The sequence below is a fragment of the Ruficoccus sp. ZRK36 genome (assembly GCF_019603315.1).
In the GTDB taxonomy this organism is placed as follows: Bacteria; Verrucomicrobiota; Verrucomicrobiia; order Opitutales; family Cerasicoccaceae; genus Ruficoccus.
Map to the genome: position 1 here is coordinate 779,622 of NZ_CP080649.1, position 22,238 is coordinate 801,859.

18 protein-coding genes are annotated in these 22,238 nt (G+C 58.7%); 8 read left to right on the top strand and 10 right to left on the bottom strand.

Annotation, left to right across the window (positions count from 1 at the left end; translation table 11 throughout):
• Window positions 1–174 precede the first annotated feature (174 nt).
• The 4 genes from rpsA to hisG all read right to left on the bottom strand — a co-directional run bounded on the left by rpsA (window position 175) and on the right by hisG (window position 5,450).
• Window positions 175–1,836: a 30S ribosomal protein S1 gene (gene rpsA, locus K0V07_RS03410; protein WP_220623134.1), complete on the bottom strand. Its 1,662-nt coding sequence runs from the start codon at window positions 1,834–1,836 to the stop codon at window positions 175–177.
• Window positions 1,837–2,150: 314 nt separating this feature from the next.
• Complete coding sequence (locus tag K0V07_RS03415; protein WP_220623135.1) at window positions 2,151–3,248, bottom strand: agmatine deiminase family protein; 1,098 nt, start codon at window positions 3,246–3,248, stop codon at window positions 2,151–2,153.
• A 183-nt stretch (window positions 3,249–3,431) separates the two neighbouring features.
• Window positions 3,432–4,289, bottom strand: a complete 858-nt coding sequence (locus K0V07_RS03420) for a carbon-nitrogen hydrolase (RefSeq protein WP_220623136.1) — start codon at window positions 4,287–4,289, stop codon at window positions 3,432–3,434.
• Between the two features lie 300 nt (window positions 4,290–4,589).
• Window positions 4,590–5,450 (bottom strand): ATP phosphoribosyltransferase, encoded by an 861-nt coding sequence (gene hisG / locus K0V07_RS03425; protein WP_345778170.1) that lies wholly within the window; start codon window positions 5,448–5,450, stop codon window positions 4,590–4,592.
• A 178-nt stretch (window positions 5,451–5,628) separates the two neighbouring features.
• Between hisG and K0V07_RS03430 the strand changes: the two genes are divergently transcribed.
• Together K0V07_RS03430 and K0V07_RS03435 are read left to right on the top strand one after the other, a co-directional pair.
• Entirely contained in the window at window positions 5,629–6,366 is a 738-nt protein-coding gene (locus tag K0V07_RS03430) for a response regulator transcription factor (protein WP_220623137.1), read from the top strand.
• A gap of 134 nt (window positions 6,367–6,500) precedes the next feature.
• Complete coding sequence (locus K0V07_RS03435; protein ID WP_220623138.1) at window positions 6,501–7,250, top strand: PEP-CTERM sorting domain-containing protein; 750 nt, start codon at window positions 6,501–6,503, stop codon at window positions 7,248–7,250.
• Window positions 7,251–7,316: 66 nt separating this feature from the next.
• Here K0V07_RS03435 and K0V07_RS03440 read toward each other — a convergent pair whose 3' ends face one another.
• From K0V07_RS03440 to K0V07_RS03465, 6 genes are all read right to left on the bottom strand, one after another.
• On the bottom strand, window positions 7,317–8,195 hold the full coding sequence (locus K0V07_RS03440; RefSeq protein ID WP_220623139.1) for a 5'-3' exonuclease H3TH domain-containing protein: 879 nt from the start codon (window positions 8,193–8,195) through the stop codon (window positions 7,317–7,319).
• Window positions 8,196–8,276: 81 nt separating this feature from the next.
• Window positions 8,277–11,075 carry a hypothetical protein gene (locus K0V07_RS03445; RefSeq protein ID WP_220623140.1) on the bottom strand — a complete coding sequence of 933 codons (2,799 nt, stop codon included), beginning with the start codon at window positions 11,073–11,075 and terminating at the stop codon, window positions 8,277–8,279.
• 45 nt (window positions 11,076–11,120) lie between these two features.
• Window positions 11,121–12,071, bottom strand: coding sequence for a hypothetical protein (locus tag K0V07_RS03450; RefSeq protein ID WP_220623141.1), 951 nt, complete (start codon window positions 12,069–12,071; stop codon window positions 11,121–11,123).
• Between the two features lie 12 nt (window positions 12,072–12,083).
• A complete protein-coding gene (locus K0V07_RS03455; protein WP_220623142.1) occupies window positions 12,084–13,160 on the bottom strand; it encodes an Amuc_1100 family pilus-like protein in 1,077 nt (358 codons plus the stop codon).
• Window positions 13,161–13,169: 9 nt separating this feature from the next.
• Window positions 13,170–14,810, bottom strand: a complete 1,641-nt coding sequence (gene pilM / locus K0V07_RS03460; RefSeq protein WP_220623143.1) for a pilus assembly protein PilM — start codon at window positions 14,808–14,810, stop codon at window positions 13,170–13,172.
• 71 nt (window positions 14,811–14,881) lie between these two features.
• Complete coding sequence (locus K0V07_RS03465) at window positions 14,882–15,487, bottom strand: hypothetical protein (protein ID WP_220623144.1); 606 nt, start codon at window positions 15,485–15,487, stop codon at window positions 14,882–14,884.
• A gap of 134 nt (window positions 15,488–15,621) precedes the next feature.
• Here K0V07_RS03465 and K0V07_RS03470 point away from each other — a divergent pair, with 134 nt between their 5' ends.
• From K0V07_RS03470 to K0V07_RS03495, 6 genes are all read left to right on the top strand, one after another.
• Window positions 15,622–16,119, top strand: a complete 498-nt coding sequence (locus tag K0V07_RS03470; RefSeq protein ID WP_220623145.1) for an NUDIX hydrolase — start codon at window positions 15,622–15,624, stop codon at window positions 16,117–16,119.
• 110 nt (window positions 16,120–16,229) lie between these two features.
• The gene (gene pdhA, locus K0V07_RS03475) at window positions 16,230–17,288 is read left to right on the top strand and encodes a pyruvate dehydrogenase (acetyl-transferring) E1 component subunit alpha (protein WP_220624060.1); all 1,059 of its coding nucleotides are present in this window, start codon (window positions 16,230–16,232) and stop codon (window positions 17,286–17,288) included.
• A gap of 33 nt (window positions 17,289–17,321) precedes the next feature.
• Window positions 17,322–18,296, top strand: a complete 975-nt coding sequence (locus K0V07_RS03480) for an alpha-ketoacid dehydrogenase subunit beta (RefSeq protein ID WP_220623146.1) — start codon at window positions 17,322–17,324, stop codon at window positions 18,294–18,296.
• Window positions 18,297–18,334: 38 nt separating this feature from the next.
• Window positions 18,335–19,741, top strand: a complete 1,407-nt coding sequence (locus K0V07_RS03485; protein ID WP_220623147.1) for a pyruvate dehydrogenase complex dihydrolipoamide acetyltransferase — start codon at window positions 18,335–18,337, stop codon at window positions 19,739–19,741.
• A 228-nt stretch (window positions 19,742–19,969) separates the two neighbouring features.
• Window positions 19,970–21,751, top strand: coding sequence for an ATP-binding protein (locus K0V07_RS03490; protein WP_220623148.1), 1,782 nt, complete (start codon window positions 19,970–19,972; stop codon window positions 21,749–21,751).
• Window positions 21,752–21,756: 5 nt separating this feature from the next.
• Window positions 21,757–22,200 (top strand): response regulator, encoded by a 444-nt coding sequence (locus K0V07_RS03495; protein WP_220623149.1) that lies wholly within the window; start codon window positions 21,757–21,759, stop codon window positions 22,198–22,200.
• Window positions 22,201–22,238: the final 38 nt, after the last annotated feature.

Sequence of the window (22,238 nt, forward strand, 5' to 3'; positions counted from 1 at the left end):
TCCATTATCGTTGATAAGAGTTCTCCTCTTACCAATCGCCCGAAATACGCACAAAAAAACCCCGTCGGTAGGACCGACGGGGTTTGAAATGTAGGTTTGCATATCGCACTCACGGGGTAGCCGCCTTTTGGCGGCGTAGGGGCAGAGCCCCTCATTGCCCGCAGGTGCAACCTGCTATTCCTTGGTGGCTTCGTCGAGGATGTCGCCGAGGTTGGTCAGATCGGTGTCGCTCTTGACCTTGTCGAAGGCAGCCACTTCGGCGGCGAGCTGGTCGCGGTCGTAGGAGGCAGCCTTGATGGACAGGCCGATGCGGCGGTCGTCGCGGTCGATCTTGATCACGCGGGCGTCGACTTCGTCGCCTTCCTTGATCACGTCCTTGATCTTCTCGACGTGGTCTTCGGCGATCTGGCTGATGTGAACCAGTCCGTCGATGTCCTGATCGAGCTGGATAAAGGCACCGTAAGAGGTGATCTTGGTGACCTTGCCCTTGACCACGTCGCCGATCTTGAAGTAGCGGTCGATTTCGCTCCAGGGGTCTTCGGTGAGCTGACGCATACCGAGGGAGATGCGCTGCTGGTCGACGTCGACGTCGAGGACAATAGCGTCGATCTCGTCACCCTTCTTGAGCATTTCGCTCGGGTGGTTGATCTTGCGGGTCCAGGACATGTCGGAGACGTGAACCATACCGTCGATGCCTTCTTCGAGCTCAACAAACGCACCGTAGGTGGTGAGGTTGCGAACCTTGCCGCGGACGCGCGCGCCAACCGGGTAGTTGTGGCGGGCCATATCCCACGGGTTGACTTCGAGCTGGCGAACGCCGAGGGAGATCTTCTGCTCGTCCTTCTGGATGCCTAGGACAACGGCGTCGATTTCTTCGCCCACCTTGAGCACTTCGCTCGGCTTGGAGATGCGCTTGGTCCAGGACAGCTCGGTAACGTGCACGAGGCCTTCCACGCCCTCTTCCAGCTCCACAAAGGCACCGTAGGGGACGAGGTTGACGACCTTGCCGGAGACCTTGGCGCCGACGGGGAACTTCTTCTCGATGTTCTCCCAGGGGTTTTCCGTGGTCTGCTTGAGGCCGAGCGAGACGCGTTCGCGGTCGCGGTCCACCTCGATGATCATGACGTTGATTTCTTCGCCCACCTTCAGCATTTCGCTCGGGTGCGAGATGCGGCCCCAGCTCATGTCGGTGATGTGGAGGAGGCCGTCGAGGCCGTCCAGGTCGATAAAGGCACCGTAGTCGGTGATGTTCTTGACCGTGCCGCGGCGGGTGTCGCCCGGCTTGACTTCTTCAAGCAGCTTGCGGCGCTTTTCCTGGCGCTGCTCTTCGATCAGCTCGCGGCGCGAGATGACGATGTTGCGGCGCTCGGTGTTGATCTTGAGGATCTTGAAGTCGTAGGTCTGCGAAAGGTACTGGTCCAGATTCTTCGGAGGCTGGATGTCGATCTGCGAGGCCGGCAGGAACGCGTCCACGCCAATGCTGACGATGAGGCCGCCCTTGACCTTGCTCTTGACGCGACCGGAAATGATCGTGCCTTCTTCGCACTTGCTGAGGATGTTCTCCCAGTTCTTCTTCTGTTCGGCCTTGTCGAAGGACAGGATCGGGTTGCCGTCCTTGTCTTCGAGCTTTTCGAGGAATACTTCGATTTCCTCGCCGATGGAGAGTTCGCCAACGTCGAAAAATTCGCCGGCGGAGATAGCTCCTTCAGACTTGCCGCCGATATCAACGATAACTTCGTTCTGGCGGACTTCGGTGATGGTACCCTTGACGATGGTACCGGAGTGCAGGTTACCCAGCTCGCTCTGCGCGAGCAGTTCTTCCATAATGGAACTCATAGGTCTTTGACTGTTAGCCGGAAAGCACACCCCCCAATATTCGGCGGCGCTCCGGGGTTAAGGTTAGGTTGTTTGGTTTATTCGTTTCTGACTGGGGCCCGCCAGTTAAGGCGGCGAAAGGGGAAAGAAAATGCACCCTAAAGCCCACCCTGACAAGCACAATCGGTGCGTGACCGCACAGGACATTTATGGGGCTAGGCCCCATCGCTTAGAATTCAATGCATATTTGCCGGTAGCAATACGCTGTCCCGACGATTCGACAACCGTCGTAGCCCATGCCACTGCCCTAGCAGTGGCATCGGTGATCCGAAGGATCACGGGTCCAGGGCTTTGCCCTGGTGTTGGCTGAGGCAGTGGACGGCGCCGCCTTCTTCGAGGAACAGGCGGCAGTCGAAGCTGACGGCCTTGCGGTCGGGGAAGCAGTCGGCGAGTACGCCGCGGGCGAAGTCGTCGTTCTTCGGCTGGCCAAAGGCGGGCACGATCACGGCGTCGTTGACCAGCGCGTAGTTCAGGTAGCTGGCCGGCCTCGGCGGGGTGCCCCCGCTGGCACTCATGGGGGCTCTGCCCCCATCGCTCGTTGCACTCGCTGCCCCCTTGCCACCCACGGACAAATAGGGCTCGGGCAGGGGCAGCTCCAGGACGGTCTCGAAGCGCTCCTTCAGGCGCAGGCGAGCCTCCTCCAGCCACGGCTGGGGGACGACGCGGGGAGTGATTTCCCGAGGGTCCACGGCGGTGATGACGGCATTTTCGCCGATGAAGCGGGTCATGTTGTCGATGTGGCCGTCGGTATCGTCGTGGTCGAGCCCACGCGGGAGCCAGAAAATTTCCTTCACGCCCAAGAGACGCCGCAGCTCGGCCTCAACATCAGCCTTGGACCACTCGGGGTTGCGGTTCGGGTTGAGGAGCACCTCCTCGGTCGTCAGAAGCACGCCCGCGCCGTTGGACTCGATCGCCCCACCCTCCAGGATCAGCTCGGAGCGGTGGCAGGGCACCCCGAGGGCATCAGCCATGCGCACGGCGGCCTCGTCGTCGCGGTCGAAGGGGGTGAACTTCCCCCCCCAGGCGTTGAAGCGCCAGTCGGTAGCGGCAAGCTTGCCCGTGGCCGCATCGCGGACGAACACCGCGCCGTGGTCGCGGCACCACACGTCGTCCGTCGGGTGGTCGTACAGCTCGATCACGGAGAGGTCCGCCCGAGCGCGATTGAGGTGCTCGCGGATCTTCGCGTGGGCACGGCCGTCGGCGTTGATCTTGACCGGCTCAAAATAGCTGAATTGCGCGGCAAGCTGCGCAAAGGCTGGCTCAATCTCGGCCCGGAACTCCGGCCAGATGTGCGTGCTGACTGGCCACGAGAGCCAGATCGCGTCCTGAGGCTCCCACTCGGCAGGGAGGATGAATGTCGGTTCAGCGGGCATTTTTTTTAAATGGTATGGGATTAACCGCAAAGAGCGCAAAAGACACAAAGGTCAACGGGAAATGGGCTCACGCTTGAGCAAACTCAAAGTCTTCTTATCGACGCCTCACACGCCAACACCAAGGGAAACAATCCTTCCAAAATCTCTTCGCACTCTTTGTGGTTAAAAAATTCCAGCCAACGGCTAGTCGATGGCGCGCTTGGTAATCTCGCCGTAGGCGTCGATGCGGCGGTCGCGCAGGAACGGCCACCAGCGGCGGAACTCCTCCAATGCATCGATATCGACCGTATGCAAGAGGATTTTCTCGCTCTCCCCGGCCTCGGCCACGCGCTGCCCGTAGGTGTCGGCCACGAAGGAGTGCCCCCAGAACTCCGTCTCGCCCTCGGTGCCGACGCGATTGATGGCGGCGACGGCGCAGCCGTTGGCCACCGCATGGGAGCACTGGATGGTCTGCCAGGCGTTGAGCTGACCCGCGCCGAGCTCGGCCTTTTCGGCGGGAAGCCAGCCGATGGCGGTCGGGTAAAAAAGAATCTGCGCCCCGGCCAGAGCGGTCAGGCGGGCGGCCTCGGGGTACCACTGGTCCCAGCAGATGAGCACACCGATGCGGCCATAGCGGGTGTCCCACGCGCGGAACCCGAGGTCGCCGGGCGTGAAGTAGAACTTCTCCTCAAAGCCCGGGTCCTGCGGGATGTGCATCTTGCGGTACTTCCCCAGCAGCGTGCCGTCGGCATCGATGACGGCTGCGGTGTTGTGGTAGAGGCCCGTCATGCGCTTCTCAAACATCGGAGCGACGATGACCACCTGTAGCTCTCTGGCCAGGGCGCAGAGCACGTCGGTGGTGGGGCCGGGCATGGGCTCGGCCAGGTCAAAGGCGTCCGGGTCCTGCGTGCGGCAGAAGTACAGCGTGGTGAACATCTCCGGCAGGCAGATGACCTGGGCCCCCTGGGCGGCGGCCTCGCGGATGCGGGCCTCGGCGGTGGCGAGGTTGTCAGCCGGGGCTTCAGCCATGGCCATCTGGATCAGTCCGAGGGTGACATTCATGCAATAAAGGGAAAGAGATTAACCACAGAGGACACAGAGCGCACAGAGTTTTTATCAGGCAATAAATCTATACCTGCTCGTTTCGGTACGCATTAAAGGGACAAGGTGGCGTTTGTCGAAAGCGAAGTTTGCATCGCAGACGTCCCACCCACCCTTCGGGCACAAAAAACGCCCGGCACGAAGCCGGGCGTTGGTAAAAAAGTTCGTCAGAAGCACCCCGCAGGGGTAGCCGTCTTTCTGGCGGCGTAGGGGCGATGGCTGGTCCAGCCGGACCCCTCATTGCCACCGGGTGCACCCGGCTCAGGGGACGACTTTGTTCAGCGGGTACTCGATGATGCCCTCGGCGCCGTGGGCCTTGAGGGTCGGGATCATCTCGCGCACGACCTTTTCGTCCACGATGACTTCCAGCGCGACAAAGTCGCCGTTGGTCAGGGGGGAGATGGTCGGGTTACGCAGGGCGGGCAGCTCCTTGAGGACCTCGGTGACCTTATCCTTGTGGATGTTCAGCTTCAGGCCGACCTTGGAGTTGGCGGTCAGGGCGGCGGTCAGCAGCAGGGCGATGGTCTCGATCTTGGCGCGCTTGGCCGGGTTTTCCCAAGCCTGCTTGTTGGCGATCAGCTTGGTGTTGGTTTCCAGCAGCACGTCCACGATGCGCAGCTTATTCGCGCGCAGGGAGTTACCGGTCTCGGTCAGGTCCACGATGGCATCCACCATGTCGGGCACCTTCACCTCGGTCGCACCCCAGGAGAACTCCACGTCAGCCTTGACGCCGTTCTTTTCGAGGTAGTTGCGGGTGAGGTTGACCACTTCGGTGGCGATACGCTTGCCTTCGAGATCCTTGACGCTCTTCACGGAAGAAGCCTCCGGGACGACGAGGACCCACTTGCTCTTCACATTGGAAGCGCGGCTGTAGATCAGGTCGCAAACTTCGACCACGTCGGAGCCGTTTTCAACGACCCAGTCATGACCCGTGAGCCCACAATCAAAGAAGCCGTGTTCGACGTAACGGCTCATTTCCTGGGCACGGATGAAGCGCCCGTCGAGCTCCGGATCGTCGAAACCGGGGCGGTACGACCGTGAGCTCTTGGTGATGTTGAAGCCGGCCTTGGCGAACAGTTTGAGGGTCGCCTCTTCGAGGCTGCCCTTCGGCAGGCCGAGCATGAGCATGGGTTTATTCTCGTTCACAGCCCACCAGTGACAACGATCTGAGCCCCCGGGGGCAAGCCAAAAGCAGGCTATCTAGGGTCATCACTTGTAAAAAAATGATTTGATAACTGCGCCGGGAAATGTAAAAAAATGGCTTTCAGCCTCAAAACCAACGGCATCCGTACTCTCATACATGGCCACGACCAAACCGCTTATCCTGATCCTGGAAGACGAGAAAGAACTCGCCGGGATGGTCGCGACTCAACTCGAGGAAGCCGGGATGATGACACAGGTCTTTCATACCGTCGCCAATGCCGAGCGCTACCTGCAGCGGAATTTCGCCAACCTGATGCTGCTCGATGTGGAGCTGCCGGACGGGAACGGCTTCGACCTCTTTGAGAGCCTGAAAAAGCGCAACATCAACATCCCCGTCATATTCTTTACCGCCGCTAACTCCGAGCTGCTCAAGGTGCGCGGCCTCGACATGGGCGGAGATGACTACATCACCAAACCCTTTAGCTTCCCGGAGCTGATCGCGCGCATCAATGCCGTGCTCCGGCGCGCTGAGACGGCCAAGGATTTCCAGATCACCCAGAACGCCAAGCTCACCGAGGAGCCGTTCTCATTCTGTGGCGCAGAGATCAACCCGCTGCGCCTGGAGGCAACCTTCCCGGATGGTCAGATCGAGAAGATCGGCCGCAAGGAGCTGGGGATCATGATCTATCTGGTCTCCAACCCCGGCACCGTCCTGACCCGCCGCAGCCTCATTCACGCGGTCTGGGGCGTCCACGCCGACGTAAAGAGCCGCTCACTGGACCAGTACATCGTCAAGATCCGTGACCTGCTGGCTCGCCATGAGTGCCCGGCTGATTTCTTCCGCACCATTCACGGAGTCGGCTATATTTACGACGAGTCCGGCGAGTCAAAGTAGGTCCGCCAATCCGATCTACTGCCTGGCCGGTATCCCCCCCTTAGGGTTTCCCGAACCACAACCTGGTGAGTATATGCTATTTCGCGTGAGGAAATATATTGACCGCCTATCGGCAGTTAGTATTACACATGCTCATGACCGCCATTAGGTTAAAGCATTACCTTTCCATTATAGCCTGCATCATCGCCTGCAATGTCCAGGCTGAGATCATTAACTACACCTTTACTGGTGTCATGAAGGGCACCTCGCCTAATGGCAGCAGCAAGGCGAATGTCAAAGATGGCGACGCGTTCGAGCTCACCTTCTCCATCGACACCGATGCGACACCGACTTCCCGCGGCCCACAGTACGGCACGACCTATGTGAATGGCGTCAATATCCTCTCCTCGACATTGACCATCACAAGTGCCAGCAGCTCGACCGTGACGGTCGATCAAACGTCTACGACAGGCACCCTGACCCTCAACCACACCTACAGTCCCTATATTGGGGAGCCTTACGACAGCTTCGCCTTTTCCGCCAGCCTTCCCGACAGTACCTATATTGACCAGGGCACACCCACAGCCAGTTCGTACTATCTGACCTCCATCGGGCTATACTTGAAAGGCGACCTGAACACGCTCCCCATGGATTCGGGCGGCCAGTGGCCCCTTTTCCCCGAGAGCCTGACTCTGAGCGATTGGTACGCCTATAATACCTCCACCCCTTATACCAGCTCCAGCTTGGAAATGACCTTCGAGCAGGGCTCAACCAGCGGCATAGTCAGTAAGTACGGCGAAATCACTGGTGTCTCGGCTGTCCCGGTCCCAGAGCCGGCAACCTATGCCGCCCTCTTCGCAGTGGCAACATTTGCCGTCGCTGTCATCCGCCGAAGACGCAAGTAAGACTCTCAAGCATAGCAAAGAAAACCGGCATGTTCTGTGCCGGTTTTTTTATCGCTATCAGCGAGCTCAGCGCAGGCCCAGGCCGTAACGCTCCTGCGCCTGCAGCGCGGCATGCTTCATCTCCATTGACGCCAGCAAATCAGCCAGAGCACCGGTATTTGGCGGCTCAACGGTGAACTCCGGCACCTCGAAGTCATCCTTCAGCCGAACGAGCTTGAGATTACGGCGGAGCAATTCTCCGCTATCGGGCAGCACCTGCCTGAAACGGGGCGGGCTGATCTCGGCGGCATTCTCCAGCACCCCATCGATCCCGCCATATGCGTTGATCCACTTAGCGGCGGTCTTGGGCCCGACACCGGCAATGCCAGCGATATTGTCGGCAGTATCGCCGACCAAGGCCAAGTAATCAGGGATCTGCGCCGCGGTGACGCCAAACTTTTTCACCACACCATCGGGATCGAGGCGACGCCACCCCAGACGTGGGTTGGCGGTCGGCGCGGGCAGCAGTTGGTGGGTCTGCTCATCGACGAGCTGTGCCAGGTCCTTGTCAGCACTGACCACAACGATCCTCTCCGGGCTCCCCTGTAAGCGTCGCGCAGCAGAGGCGATGAGATCATCCGCCTCGACGCCACGCTGCGAAATAACCGGGTACCCCATCAGACGGGTGATCTCGCGGATGGAATCCATCTGCAGCCGCAAAGGCTCAGGCATCTCGTCGCGGTTGGCCTTGTACTCAGGCAGCAACTGCAGGTGCCGATCCGAGCCACCCTCGTCGAAAAATACTGCGATACGGTCCGGCCGCTCCATGTCCTCGAGCTTCCAGAGCGTCTTGACCCAGCCGTGGAGAGCTCCCGTGGGCACACCATCACTGCGGGTCAGGTCGGGCAGCGCATAGTAGCTGCGAAACGCCAGGTTGAATCCGTCCAAGAGAAGCACTTTCGCCATAGGACCAGTAACCCTGAATACAAAAAAAGCGGCAAGACCAATCCGGTCTTGCCGCCTGTAAAGTCGTGTGACTCGGTGCGATTACTCCTCGCTGATTTCGCGGCCAATGCCACCACCCGGGGTCACGAGGATCGGGTTCTGGAAGAGCGAGTTGGCCTCGACGTTACGCAGGCGCTGATTGCTCGGGGAGCCTCCGGGGGAGATCAGGTTCGCGGTCACGAAGATAAGCAGGTTGCGCTTGGAGGTGGTTTCACCCTTGGACTGGAACAGACGGCCCAGCAGCGGAATATCACCGAGAAGCGGAATCTTGTCGTTCACAGTCTTGACCTCTTCGCGCGTCAAACCACCGATGACCACCGTGGCACCATCGTACACGGTTACTTCGGTACGTACCTCACGGGTACTGAAGATCGGCTGATAGAAGCCGGAGGGAACCGCAACCGTCGTGCCGCGGGAGATAGCCACACTGGTACCACCGTACTCAACGAAGCCTTCGAACTCGGTTACCCGAGGCTCAAGCTTGAGCGAGATGTTCTGATTTTCTTCGACGGTCGGCGTAACTTCCATTTCCACACCGACATTACGGACGGTGAAGTCCTGCGGCGTACCAGCGGTGATGGTGACACCGGCGGAACCGCTGCTACCAGTCGTGCTGCTGGAGGTGCCAACCTCGGATTCGATGTCGCTGTAGTTTTCCGGATAGCGCAGTTCTTGGGCGACCACGATCTGTGCCGTACGACCGGAGAGCACTGTCAAGCGAGGCGAACTGAGCAGGTCACTGCCTTGCTTGCGCGAAAGGGCTGTAATGACGGCCTGAACATTTGTGCCCATGATGGCAAAACCGACGTTAGCCTGGAGCCCACCATTGCTACCCAAATCAATCGTATTGGGCAGGCTCGGAGGAGTTTGGGGATACTCTTGAGGAGCCGGATCAACGATGCCACCTGAGCCGTCAGCATAGCTCCCCTGGTCAACAACCAATTTGCTGGAGGATGCATCAATACCGAACGCAGTGGCGAGGCTGCGGTTATTGGTCTGTACCTGAGTACCCGGACCGACAACAGAGGAAAGCGGCGTATTTACATTCCAGTTGAAGCTCATCTCATCCAAGACGCCCTGATTGACTTCGAGGAACTTGGCTTCGATTTCAACCTGCTTGGGTTGGTCGTAGCGGCGCAGGATATTGCGCATCTTTTCGAGGTTCTTCGGGGTCTGGGTCACAATCAGCTGTGTGCCGTCAAAGGCCAAGCTGGAGCCAGTGGTACCCTCAAAGGAGACACCGGCCTTCTGGAAGAACTGGAGCAGCGCGCCTTCCGTGTCGGTGGTCGAGTTGCCGCCGCCACCAGACGGAGCTGCCGGCGCAAACGGATCGCTGGAACCGCCTCTGGAGCTGCCGCTGGAGTCACCGACACCGGTGAGACGGATAACAACACCACGTGAGATCGGGAAAAACTCAGTTTCGAGGAAGGTGCTCTGGTCACCGGGGCGAACCACAACAGCTTCGTTCTGCACGTCCCAGGTGTAATCGACAGACTGGGTGACGAAGTCGAGAATCTTGTCCAGGCTCAGGTTACGCAGAGTGATGCTGACCATCGGGTCATTACCACCCCAGTTGGCCGGAACGATATTCACACCCTTGTTATCTCTTTCTTCAGTCGTCTTATCATATTCGACGGAGAGCTCGGAAAGGGTTTCCACCACGCGGGAGAGCGGGACCTGTGCAAAGCTGACACGGGGGATTTCGATCTTGGAAAGCTTTTGGAGGATGGTGTCACCGCCAACTACGGGAGCAGCGACCGTGCCGACTTCGAAGATCTGCGGGCGCTGCCAGGAACGGGCAACCTCCTGCAGCATTTCGTCGCGGGTCTTGGAGTGGTCGAGGTAATTGGTGTCCTTGAGCTGCTGCATGATCTCGATCTGCAGGCCCTTGGCTGAAGGATTGGTGGGGTCGCGGGCTTCGATCTCACGGAGGGTGGCCGAGGCGCCTTCGAGGTCACCGTAAAGCATCTGGGCACGGGCCTTGACCATCAGCTGGTCAACCGTTCCCTGATTATCCATGAACTCGGGGCTGAGCTCCTCGGGGTTCTGGTACCAGGGGTTGTCCTTGAGAGCCGTCACCTTGGCTTCAAAAGCACGTGCACGCTCGTCGTCACCCAGCTTCTCGCGGTATTCAGCGAGGTAGGTTGCGGCTTCAGCGGCATTATGATTGTCGAGAGCGTCCTCGCCCTGATCGAGAAGGATATCACCACGCAGTTCGCGGATTTTCTCGATGGTGGAAGCCGTCGCGGTATTCAGCTTGAGGGCACCCTGGGCCTGAGCCAAGAGAGCATCAGCGTCAGCGTAGCGGTCAGCCTTGATCAGCTTCTTCGCATCAGAAATGGCCTGCTTTGCCATGTCCAGGGCCATCTCTTGAGAGGCAGCCTCAGCCTCGAGGACGGCGTCCAGAGCGGAAACACCAGCATCGTCAGTCACGACTTCGGTCGTAGTGTCACCGTTGGCGTTTTCAGTAATGGCAACCACTGTGGTCGCCTGCACGCCGTTGGAGGAATTGGTGGCACTGCGAAGATCCGTATTGGCAGCCTGGCCGTAGACGGTGGCTTGGCCCTGATCGCGACGCTCGATGTCCTTATTGACGGCGAGCAGCAGGCGCTGAACGTTAACGTCGTTGGGAGCGAGGCGGAGCAGTTCTTCCAGATTTGCCTTAGCCTGATTGAGGTCACCAGCGTCACGGGCGCGGATAGCGGTGGACATCAGGCGAATCTTGTCCTGAGTGTCGCTGCTTTGGCCCATCGTGGGGGTAGCAAGAAAAACCTGTCCCGTCAGCACAAGCGCCAAGCAGGCAATAGTGGTCAGGCGAGGGAGTTTGATGATGTTTGTCATGTGTGAGGCAACGTAGATCAGCAATACTTACGCTGAGGTGACTGATTAATTAAAAAAACTTTCGAATCCTTCTGCCACAGCACTATCACTTTTTGACGTGCTTGGCTGAGTTTTTTCTTCGGGTTTGGGCTCTGGGGTTGTTTTTACGGGATAAAGAATCTTTGTCTCCGGTTCCGGTGTCGTGCCGTCTTCGGTGGCAAAGGGAGTTTTTTCGACGGTTGCGGACTGGTTGTCAAAGTTAAACTCCACTAAAGTGAACTCTGCGTCGTCGAAGCGTTTCTTATCACCGACCTGGGTCCAGGTGAATGTTTCCGGCGGGTACGGCTTGGTCGTGGCCATGTTCACTTCGAACTGGTCAGGCACGTAAAGTCGCTCAGCGGTAGTGAGGGTGAGCTGCTCGCCGCTGCGGGTATCATTGATCACCACAGTCGGGTAGCGGAAGATCTCCGTGGAGCCTTCCCGCTCGATCACCTTGCGCTCAACCTTGAAGGAAACGATTTCGAAGTCCTGGGCCGGGAACTTGTCACCCACGCTACCACGAATGGTCTCGCGGTTTTCATGATTAAAGAACTGCACAATGGCGTGGTCGAAATTACCGTCATCAGACTCGAAATAGGCCTCGAACTGAATACGGAACAGCTCGCGATTGACGCTGGTGAGGATCAAGCCGAAGGGCGGCTTTTTCGGGCCACCATTGATATAGGGCGCGTCCCAGGTAAGCACACCGGCGACCGGATCCCAGTAGATCTTAGGCGGAGTAAAGACCTGGTAAACACGGTTCGGGTTTTCATCCACGGGCGTAACCTCTGGCCAGTCAGTGCTGCCAGCCTGCGTCTGCTCAGGCGCAGGAACGCTCTCATAGGCAGGCCCGGTGGGCTTGCTACCGAGGGCACTTCCGGCTGGCCCGGAGGGCGAGCCCACAAAATAGTACGCCAAGGAGCCGGCCAACAGCAGGAGCGCAACAGCGAAAAGGATCTTATCGTAAAACTTCTTCATGCGGCAGTCCGATTACATGGGGTTTTCCGAAGAGGAGGCATCTTCAAGCGCGGCGACATCTGAGGGCGGCTTAACCAGCACCTTGATGTACTCAACCACGACTGTGAACTGCGAAAGGTTTTCCTCAACTACCGGTTCACGGGTAACAGGCTTCTCTCCTGTCTCGCTGGCGGAATCGCCGCCACCAAAGACATTGAAGGGGTTGTTGGTGCTGGCGGGCTCTGTTCGAGCACCCTTTGAAGCCTTGTAGGGCTGCACCTCGACGCTGCGCACCACCAAGGGAAGCTCAAACTCTTCCAGCTGCTTCAGGAACAAACGAAGGCTCGGTGTGTAGCCCGTGAAGACAAAGCGAAAGGCAAGGGTCTCAACCGCACCGGGGACGCGGGCACTAAGCTCGCCGATCTGGAACTCGTCGTCCTTGGAAGTGGTTGCCGTGTCGCGGTCGTTGTTACGATTAGCCCGGCGGCGGTTGGCATTGTCCTGAGCCCCACCCTGAGCCTCGATCTCTTCCACCTGCGTCTCGCGCTGGATAGAAAGGATGCCCGTCGGCTGGCTGTCGTAGAGCTTACGAAGCAGGTAGCCGAGCACTTCCTTCTGCTCGAAAACGGCCGGGATAAACTTCGAGGGAGGCGGCGTGCCGGACTCCAGGAAGCGGGAGAAGCTGAAGTTGAAATCATCCGGCAGCTGGATGCCGACCGTATCATCGGCAGCCCCCAGCGGCTCAACATCGGCAGCGTCCTTGGTGAACTGCTCCTTGAAGGCTTCCAGCTGGAAAAGCATATCGGCCTCGGTCTTGGGCGCATCCGTGGACACGATCGAGGGAGCGTGCCCCGCGGTGGCGTCAATCTGTGCCTGAAGCGCAGCAGCGAGCTCCTGAACATTTTTCTCGGACTGCTGAGCATTCTCAGCGGTCGGTGCCGGGCTCAGAGAGAGGGCCGAACGGTAACTGCGCTCAGCCTGCGTGAAGCTCTTGCGGGCCTTTCCCAGGCCGCCAAAGCCGAGGAAGATGAAGACGAGCCCTGCAATAAAGAGCAGGAGGCAGATCGCGATAAAGCCGCCGAAGATAGGGTATTTTTTAAAGAAGCCCATGCTAGCAGATCAAAGGGGTTTCTCCGGGTTGGTGATGAGATTGAACTCGAATTTGAGAATCCGCGGATTAGCCGTGTCGAAGCGGATGTTCGCCACTTTCTCGATAAAGTCGGACTCGGTGAAACTGCTGAGCAGCTTGTTCACCCGGTCAGCCGCCTGCTGATTGCTGGCCGCTGGGTTGTTCGGGTCGAAATTCGTGACAAGGATCCGCCCGGTCATTTTCAGGCTGTTGCCGCTGACGCGGTCGAGCTGGAGATTTTCGATCCAGACGTCCTGCACATCCTGGAGACGTTGCTGCAGGTCGGTAAAGAAGATGATCCAGTTCGAGCGGGAATTTACCAGGTCCTCAAGACCTCCGATGTCCTTGCGCAGAGCTTCAGCCTTGTCGCGATTGGACAGGATTTCTCCATGCAGCGCGTTCAACGGAGCGGCCTTTGACTGAATCTGTCGGGTCTCCTGCTTGTAGGACGCGGTCTGGCCCTTGATAGCAAGGATCGGGGGCACGGTCGCCAGCGCGAGGAAGATCGCAGCCATGGCGAGGAAGGGGCGCTGCTTTTTGAAGCGCATCTCCTCAGCCAACCCGGCAGGAAGCAGGTCCATGCTCACCGGGTCGGGCAGCACTTCGCGGGCTGCTTCACCCACAACCTCACCCAGTGAGTACAGGTCCGGCCCGAGAGCCTCGGTGTCGATGCCGGGAGCGACATGCACGTTCTGGAGGGCGTCAAAGTAATCGACCGGCACCTTTTGCTGCTCAGCCAGGAACTCAGGCAAGCCCGGCAGCAGGGAGCCGCGACCGGTCAGCAGGATGCGGGTGGGTGCCTTAGCCCCATGCTGGCGGCGGAAATTGACGATCGAGCGGGTAATGTCCTGGCTGATCCGGCGCTGGAAGATCTGCGCGTTGTTCTGCAGGATCTGGACAGAGGGATGGTCGGCCTCATAGCTGGTCTGGCCAGAGAAGAAAGCGACCTTCACCTTTTCCGCCTCGCTGAACTTCTTGCCCAGGTTGTCGGCAAGATTCTGGGTCAACGAGTTACCGCCCAAGGCGATGTTGCGGATAAAGAACCCGTCCTGATTGATGAAAATGAGATTCGAAGAGCGCGCCCCGATGTTGACCAGCAGCGTGTCCTGATCGTCGTCCTGGTAGTTCAGCTTGTAGGCATTGTAGTCCAGGATGGAGGCAGCGCCGATATGGGCCGGGCTGATGCCATAGCCGCCGACTTGCTGGCCGAAGCTGTTGATGACGTCCGACTTGATGGCGATGAGGACAACCTCGGTCTCGACACCATCATCGGCGATCACCTGATAGTCCCAGACCACATCTGAAAGCGGGTAAGGGATGTTCTGCTGTGCTTCGAAAGCGATGATCTGTGCCTGCTTGCCCTCTTCGACATGCGGGACCTTGATCGTCTTGGTCAGCAGTTGGTAACCGGGAGCGATCAGGGTGGCTGGGCCGCTGGATTTACTGCTGCGCAGGATGTCTCCGAGCTTGAGCGTCAGGGCGCTCAACCACTCCTCGTCGATGGAATAATCGTAATCGAGCTCTTCGATGACGACATCTTCCAGCATCAGATCTCCGCTGTTAACGGAGAAGGTAGAGACGGACACGTGGCTAGCGCCACAATTAATAATCAGGGTCTTGGAAGCACTCATGCGGGGAAACTGGGGTTTTCCAGACGTTCGGACGGCAGGGCAAGGAAATTTTTCACAGAGCAACGCTTATATCACTTCGCGGCGCCCAACTTCGCCTCTTTCCGAATAAAAGCCGGAGGAGAGCGGTCGATCGGCAGATAAGGCGCCAAATAACCGGGCAGCATAATACCCTCGGTAATGGCGCTCTCTGTATTTGCCTTGTTCATGAAGTTCGACAGCTCACTAGCGTTACTGATGTTGCTGGAGGTATTTTCCTTCTGCATCGGCAGGACCTTACCGCCTACGCTCAGCTCAATCACCCAGTAGTCGGGCTGCTTGTTAAAGTTACCGCGCTGCACGATGTCGTAGGGGATCCAGAAAGCGAATTCCTTGTCCTTATTGATCTCAAGGGTCGCGATCTCGACCTCGCTCTGGAGGAAGTAGTAGATCTCCTCGCGGCGATCAATCAGGAAGGCAATGGTCAGGCGTACCCCGACGTTGTCCACGTAGTTCTTGTTCGGGGCTTTCTCGTCGGGGTTGAAATTCCCGCGAACTTTGATCGCAACATTGTTCCAGCGGTACTGGCCGACACTGCTGTTGAAATTCACATTGGACACCGTAACCGGCATCTTATCCTGCGCCTGGAGGCTGGATAGACCGACGAAAAGGATGAGAATGGGTAGAAAACAACGAAACATGGGCATCGTAAGAGTAAAAAGCACTCAGGCTTTACTGTTCAATCACAAATCTTGGGGGGTAATAAAATAAGCAGAACTTTCGGGGATCAGAACACGCAGTTGACCCCGAACGTACTAACGATATCACTTCCAGGATGAGTTCTGTCCTCCCTTTTCGCATCAGCGTGCTGCTTTTCATCCGGGATGAAGCCGGAAAGCTGCTGCTTATCGAGCGCCGCAAGGCCCCCAACAAGGACTGCTGGAGCCCGATCGGGGGTAAGCTGGAAATGACCGAGGGCGAGTCCCCCTTCGAGTGCGCCATCCGGGAAACTCGCGAGGAGACCGGTCTGGAGATCACCGAAAAGGACCTGCACCTGTTTTCCATGGTCTCCGAAAAGGGCTACGAAGGCTCCGGCCACTGGCTGATGTTCCTGTTTGACTGCTCAAAGCCACTTACGTCCCTCCCCCCGGAGATCGACGAGGGGCCGATGGGCTTTTTCACCCGCGAGGATGTCGATGGCCTGAAAGTTCCGCCTTCGGACCGACATTTAATCTGGCCGCACTACGACCGGCACAGATCCGGCTTCATCGCTTTGCGGGCCGACTGCCGCCCGGACAGCGATTTACAAATTGTTGTTGAAGAAACGCACTAGCTGATCCACATTCGACAACCCTAACGCCGGGCCTCCACCTCCCGGATAACCTCTTCTATGCCGTGAGCAGCGATACAGATATCTATAAAAAACCTGAATATGTCAGCGTCATGCCCGACTCGGATTACTCCGATGCCGAGGTAAATAAAGTCCTCACTCCGGAGCAAAAGATCCAGCTCTACCGGGACATGGTACGCATCCGCCGCTTTGAGGAGCGCAGCATACGTGTTTACCAACAGGGCAAGATCGGGGGCTTTCTTCACCTTTACATCGGCCAGGAAGCCGTTGCCGTCGGTACCGTCTCCCTCCTGGGAGCTGACGACCACGTGATCACTGCCTACCGCGACCACGGGCACGCCCTGGCCGTGGGCATGAACATGAACGAGTGTATGGCCGAGCTTTGCGGCAAGCACACCGGCTGCTCCAAGGGCAAAGGTGGCTCCATGCACTTCTTCGCCCCGGATAAGAACTACTGGGGCGGGCACGGCATCGTCGGCGGGCAGACTCCGCTCGGAGCCGGTATCGCCTACGCCCTGAAGTACCGCAACCTGAAGGGCTGCTGCATCTGCTTTATGGGTGACGGGGCCGTCAACCAGGGCGCCGTACACGAAGCCTTTAACCTGGCCCAACTCTGGGAGCTGCCGGTCATTTACGTGATCGAGAACAACGGCTACTCCATGGGTACCAGCCAGGTGCGTTCCTCCGCCTTTAACGAGTACCTGGCCAAGCGCGCCGAGGGCTACGCCATGGCCTGGGACGTCGTCAGCGGCAACAACATCTACGACGTGCGCGCCGCCACCGCCAAGGCCATCAAGCGCGCCCACGAGGAGTCCATGCCGACCCTGCTGGAGATCATCACCTATCGCTACCGCGGCCACTCGATGTCCGACCCGGACAAGACCTACCGCGAGAAGAAGGAAGTCCAGGAGTACAAGGAAAAGAAGGACCCGATCACCGTTTTCCAAAACATCCTGCTGGAAGAGAAAGTACTCACCGACGAGCTCATCCAGTCCATCGACAAGGAAGCCAAGCAGGAGGCCGAAGACGCCGCCAGCTTCGCCGACAAGAGCCCCTTCCCGCCGGTCGAGTCCATTCTCGAGGACATCTACTGGGAGGAAGACAACCGCTCCGACGAGACCACCTCGCAGGGAACCATCATTTTTGAATAACCGCGCGCCGCGCCCTAATCTTTTTGTCTGAAAATGGCCCAGATTACTTACCGCCAAGCAATTAACGACGCCCTCGCCGAGGAAGTCGAACGCGACGAAAACGTCGTCGTTATGGGTGAAGAGGTCGCCCAGTTCGACGGCGCCTACAAAGTCACCGAAGGTTTGCTCAAGCGCTTCGGCCCGAAACGCATCGTGGACACGCCGATCTCCGAAGCCGGCTTTATCGGCATGGGCATCGGCGCCGCCATGATGGGCATCCGCCCCGTCATGGAGCTGATGTTCTGGAGTTTCTCCTACGTGGCCTTTGACCAGCTCTGCAACAACGCCGCCGCCGTTCGCTACATGTCCGGCGGGCTGATCAACTGCCCGATCGTCGTCCGCGGCCCGGCCAATGGCGGAACCAACGTTGGCGCCACCCACTCCCACACACCGGAGAACATCGTGGCCAACCACCCCGGCATCAAGGTCGTGTGCCCAGCCACCGCCTACGACGCCAAGGGCCTCATGAAGACCGCCATTCGCGACAACGACCCGGTCTTCGTGATGGAAAACACCATCCTTTACAACGACAAGTGGGAGGTGCCCGAAGAGGAGTACCTCGTCCCTCTCGGCAAGGCCAACATCCTGCGCGAGGGTAAGGACCTCTCGATCATCGCCCACGGCCGCGCCGCCATCACTTCGCTTCGCGCCGCTGAGGAGCTCAAGGCCAAGCACGACATCGACGTGGAAGTGCTCGACCTGCGTTCCATCCGCCCGCTGGACGAGGACGCCGTCATCGAGACCGTCAAGAAGACCAACAACGTTCTGCTCGTCGAGGAAAACAAGCCCTTCTGTGGCGTCGGTGCTCAGCTCACCTACCTCATCCAGGAGCGGGCCTTTGACTACCTCGACGCGCCCATTAAGCGCATCAGCTCGATCGACGCGCCGCAGATTTACTGCAAAAAGCTCGAAGACACCCAGATCCCCAACGTCGAACGCGTCGTCAAGAAGGTCCTGGAGATGGCGTAAGCCACACGCGAAACTCACATTTATCCTATTACTGAGCCATGGCTGAAATTATCGAAATGCCCAAACTGAGCGACACCATGACGGTGGGCACGCTCGTGAGCTGGTTGAAAAAGGAGGGCGACGAAGTCGCTTCCGGTGACATGATCTGCGAGGTGGAGACCGACAAGGCCACCATGGAAGTCGAATGCTTTGCTGACGGCGTCCTCCTCAAGCACTATGTCGCCGAGGGCGGGGAAATCCCCGTCGGCTCCCCGATGTGCGCTGTCGGCGAGAAGGGTGAAGAGCCCCCCGCCGTCGATACCGGAGCCATCGCTGATAAGGCCGAAGAGCTCAAGAAGGAGGAATCCGAGGAAGAAGACTCTGAAGAAAAGCCGGCGGAAAAGCCCGAAGAGGCTCCCACCCAATCGGCCCCGGCTCAGCCCTCCGGCGGTGCCAAGCCCGAGCCCCAAGGCCGCAAGCAGGAATTTATCCCCGAAGAAGACGACTCCGAGCCCGCACCGGCACAGGCCGAAGGTGGCCGCATCAAGGTCTCTCCCCTCGCCCGTAAGCTGGCCGAGGAAAAGGGTATCCCGCTCTCAGCCATTTCTCCCTCCGGCCCGCATGGCCGCATCGTGAAGAAGGACGTCCTCAAGGCCATCGAAGAAGGCGTCAAGGCTCCGGCCCCGAAGACCGCCAAGTCCGATGCCCCGGCTGCCTCCAGCGCCCCGGCCCAGTACGTGCCCTCGGGTGCCCCGATCGCCGAAGACGGCCCGATCAAGGTCACCAACATGCGCAAGGCCATCGCCACGCGCCTGGTTGAGTCCAAGACCACGATCCCGCACTTCTACCTGGAGGTCGAGGTCGACGCCGCCCCGCTGCTTGAGCTGCGCGCCGAGATCAACCATCACCTCTCCAACCGCGCTCCCGAAGAGGGCGGTATCAAGCTGACCGTCAACGACTTCATCCTGAAGGCCGCGACGGAAGCCCTGCGCCGCGTACCGGCTGTCAACGCCTCCTGGATGGGTGACTCCATCCAGCAGCACGGCTCCGTACACATGGCCTTCGGTGTCGCCGTCCCGGACGGTCTGGTGACCCCGGTCATCCGCGACGCCCACGCCAAGACCCTGCGCCAGATCAGCATCGACACCAAGGAGCTGATCCAGAAGTCCCGCAACAAGAAGCTGACCCCGCAGGACATGAGCGGCTCGACCTTTACCGTGACAAACCTCGGCATGTACGGCACGAGCGGCTTCTACGGCATCATCAACCCGCCCAATGCCGCCATCCTCTCCGTCGGGGCCACGATCAAGAAGCCTGTCGTGGACAAGGACGGCAACCTCGCCGTCGGCCAGCGCATGGCGATCGGCCTGTCCTGCGACCACCGCGTGATCGACGGGGCCACCGGTGCCGAGTTCCTCCAGGCCCTGCAGTCCATACTGGAGAGCCCGGCTCTGATGCTCGTCTAGGCCCTTTGCACACTGCATTTTTTCAGGCGCCCCCGTCTTCGGACTGGGGCGCTTTTTCTGTATTGGGGGTGAGGGGTGCTCCAGTCAAAAAATAGGTAAACGCATTCAGCCGTTTGACTTATATCCGATATTAATGACGCTATGAGAATGCCCCCAGCCTCCGAGCCCCCGTTCCCGAAGCGGAATCGTGATTTGGATTATAAGCGTGTCCTAGTGGCGATAGGCATCATGTCAGCGCTGGCCTGCGGGATTGCCGGGCTGACGATCTGGATGCTGTACAAGGCCCGACTGGATCAGTTTAGCCAAAACCTGCTCTCGGTCGCCCAAAACAAAGCTGCCCTGCTGGATTACATCACGCACATCCATCTGGATGAGCATCACCCATCCACCCACCAGCATGATTCAACGAAAACAAAATCCAGCACGGAACACGTATTTACAGACAGCGAGCGCGAGACCATCCTGAACCACTTCGCGAATAGTATCGCTGAGAGCGGTACATTTCGCAGCACAGGGGAATACGTCCTGGGCTACTATCAGGGCGACAAGCTGTATATCTACCACAGCCTGCAAGACGATCCGGACGACCCGGTTGTTTTGGACCGCAACGCACCTCTGGCAGAGCCCATGCAGGAAGCACTCACGGGTAAGAGCGGGACCATCGTAGCGGTAGACTATCGAGGGGAGAAAGTTCTCGCCGCACTTGTTCCTCTCCCCCAGCTCGACGCCGCCATGGTCTTCAAGATAGACATGGCAGAGTTTGATGCCCCCTACCGGAGTGCGGTCATCACGTCGCTGGTGGCTGTCGCTTTCCTTGTTTTGATATGCGCCCTCCTCTGTTGGCGTGAAGGCAAGCGCATCATCGAAAAGCTCGCCTACAGCGAAAGCCGCTACCGCACGCTCATGGATAACGTGCCCGTATGCGTGTTTCTCAAAGACGGACATGGTAACTACCTGACCGCGAACCGCTACTTTTACATGCGCTATGGCGTCGACAAGCTATCGATCCCCGAGCTGAGCGACCGTGGTATATTCCCGCCCGACATTGCCCGAAAACACATCGAAGATGACCAACGCGTGCTTAAAAACGGCGTCACCATCACCGGCTATGAAAAGCAAGACCTCGACGGCGAAGAGCGCATCATCCGCTATTTAAAGTGTCCCCTCAAAGGCGAAAACGGGGACCCCATCGGCATTATCGGTATCCACCAGGACGTCACCCAGGAGCGCCGTAACGCTGAGGCCCTCCAGAAGCTCAATGCCGAGCTGGAAAGCCAGGTCCGCCGCCGCACGGCTCAGCTCGAGCTGGCCAACCGGGAGCTGGAAAGCTTCGCCTACACCGTTTCGCACGACTTACGGGCACCGCTGCGGGCGATGGCCGGGTTTAGCCAAGCCCTCAAGGACGACTACGGCGAGAGCCTCGACGCCACTGCCACCGATTACATCAACCGGATTTTCCGAGCCACCGGCAGTATGGCCGAGCTGATCGACAGCCTGCTCAGCCTCTCGCGCTCGACCACGGGCCAACTCAAGATCGCGAATCTGGATCTCTCGCAGATGGCCAACGATGTCATCGAAGACCTGCGGCGCTCCGACCCCAATCATCCAGTCGAGGTCACCATCCAGCCCGGTCTCCAAGCCGAGGGTGATAGCCGACTCATCCGCAACGTACTCGAAAATCTCCTCGGTAATGCGTGGAAATACTCGGCCAAGACACCCGAGCCACGGGTGGAGTTCGGCCAGTGCGTCACACGCTCGCCCGAGGATGAGCAGAGTGAGGTGGAGGCTTTCTTCGTCCGCGACAACGGAACAGGCTTTGATATGGCTTACGCAAACAAGCTGTTTCGCCCCTTCCAGCGTATGCACAGTGAAAAAGAATATCAGGGGTCCGGAATCGGTCTGGCCACCGTCGAAAGAATCGTTCATCGTCACAATGGTCGGATTTGGGCCGAGAGCGAACCGGGTCTGGGCTCGACCTTTTACTTCACCCTCGACCAACTCGTCCATTGACCTTCATGAAAGTAAAAAAAATCCTACTCGCAGAAGACAACCCGGACGACGAAGCGCTGACGCTGCGAGCCCTCAACAAGTGCGGCGTCATCAATGAGGTAGACGTCGTCCACAATGGCAGGGACGCAGTCGACTACCTTTTAGCCAAGGGTGAGTACCAGGACCGCAACCCGAACGATCTGCCCCAGCTTGTCTTGCTCGACCTGAAGATGCCCATGCTCGACGGCCTCGAAGTGCTGGAGATCATCCGCCGTGAAGAGCTGACCTGCACCCTGCCCGTTGTTATCTTTACCTCGTCAAAGGAAGAATCCGACCTGACCAAAGGTTATCGCCTGGGGGTTAACAGTTTCGTCTGCAAGCCGATAAACTTTGCAGAGTTCAGCGAATCCATCCGCCAGCTCGGGCTGTACTGGCTCCTGATTAACGAGCCCCCGCCCAGCACGATGTAGACGCTTTTTTCTCTCTAATTCTACTCCCCCCTTCTCAC